Annotated in this window: 1 protein-coding gene and 1 pseudogene; both read left to right on the top strand. The window is 57.9% G+C overall.

What is annotated here, in order from left to right; all coding sequences use genetic code 11:
- Positions 1-393: 393 nt before the first annotated feature.
- Positions 394-648: pseudogene (locus N181_RS34505) on the top strand (IS110 family transposase); the annotation flags it as partial.
- A 166-nt stretch (positions 649-814) separates the two neighbouring features.
- Positions 815-1,339 (top strand): hypothetical protein, encoded by a 525-nt coding sequence (locus tag N181_RS04380; RefSeq protein ID WP_014330952.1) that lies wholly within the window; start codon positions 815-817, stop codon positions 1,337-1,339.
- The last annotated feature ends 8 nt before the right edge of the window (positions 1,340-1,347 follow it).

The following is a 1,347-nucleotide window of genomic DNA, read 5'->3' as shown; positions in this document are numbered from 1 at the left end:
TGCCATGGGTCTTCTTTCCGAAAACCCGGTAGGCCGGTCAATTCCTCATCCCAATCTGTCCACCCCAAGGGGCGCACTCCAAGTGCCGAAGTAAAATTCCCCAATTGTGCCGCTCCGGATGACGAGGAGAGATGGCCATTTTTCGGTGGCCGGCCTCTTGGTTTCGGCGCCGGGGTGAAGTTTGGCGGATCCAGGAGGCGAACCGAGATCCCAGCTGGCTGAATGCCATTCAAAGACGGGTCTCGCCTTTTGGGCCCATGCCGCCGCAAGCGGGATATTGGTGCAGCCGCTCCAAGCGGCGACCGTATGTGATGAGGTGGAACGGCCCGCTCCGACAGCATCTAGTGCTAAAACGTGGTCGTTGTTCGAACGCCACAAAGGGGGGACCGTTCCATGAAGCATGTTAGCACCATCGGGCTCGATTTAGCCAAACTCGTTTTCCAGGTTCACGGCGCCGATATCGAAGGCTCGCCCCTGTTCAATCGGAAACTGCGTCGAGGCGAGGTGCTGCGCTTCTTCGAAAAGCTGCCTCGATGTCTGGTTGGCATGGAGGCATGCGGTGGCGCTCACAATTGGGCGCGTGAGATCGCGAACCTCGGCCATGATGTGCGCCTCATTCCTCCGGCCTACGTCAAACCTTTCGTCAAATAATGCTCACCTCCTCATTCCTTGACTAATCGTCAGATGGCCATAATGCGAAGGAACGCGGGACTGGCGCAGAAAATCCATACACTTCCGCTGTTCGGCGCCGTCGTTGCTCTGCATTATTTTCCAGCGAACCTCTGCGGTCATTCGACCAGCAGAGGAGTTGTGGATGTCGAAATCTGGACGAGAACTGATCCCTGAACTCAAAGCCGTACTGAGCAGTCGCCGCTACAGTCCGGTGGTGATCGGAAATTACTGCGCCTATGCACAGGAGTTTCTCGATTACTTAGGGCATCGAGGAATTATGGTCGCAGATGTGACCGAAGCCGAGGTCGCGCGATATCTGTGCGATGCAGTCGCGCTATTCCGGAAGCGCCGCGGTCGAAATCCCGGCAAGCGCTGGCACGAAATTCCGCAGTCGGGTATTCACGCTCTGCTGCGGCTTGTGCAGCATCAGTGGCCACCTGCTCCAAAAGCAACCTGCGCCGCCGACCGACTGCGGCTTGCGATCTGCAACGAATACGAAACCTGGCTTCGCGAGGAGCGTGGCCTTGCTTGGGCGAGCATCGACGCGTTCTTGTGGGGGGCCAGACATTTCCTGGCCTGGCAACTCGAACGAAGCGGAGCCGAAGACCTCATGGAGGTGAGCGTCGGCGGGCACTGTAAAGTTATCAGCGGATTGATGCAGCGATAGCTGGCGGG

Source organism: Sinorhizobium fredii USDA 205, assembly GCF_001461695.1.
GTDB lineage: Bacteria > Pseudomonadota > Alphaproteobacteria > Rhizobiales > Rhizobiaceae > Sinorhizobium > Sinorhizobium fredii.
This window is presented reverse-complemented; position numbering and strand designations above follow the sequence as displayed.

What these genes read in the sequence shown, in the direction of transcription:
- N181_RS04380 (WP_014330952.1), top strand. Translation starts at nt 815, where the DNA reads ATGTCGAAATCTGGACGAGAACTGATCCCTGAACTCAAAGCCGTACTG.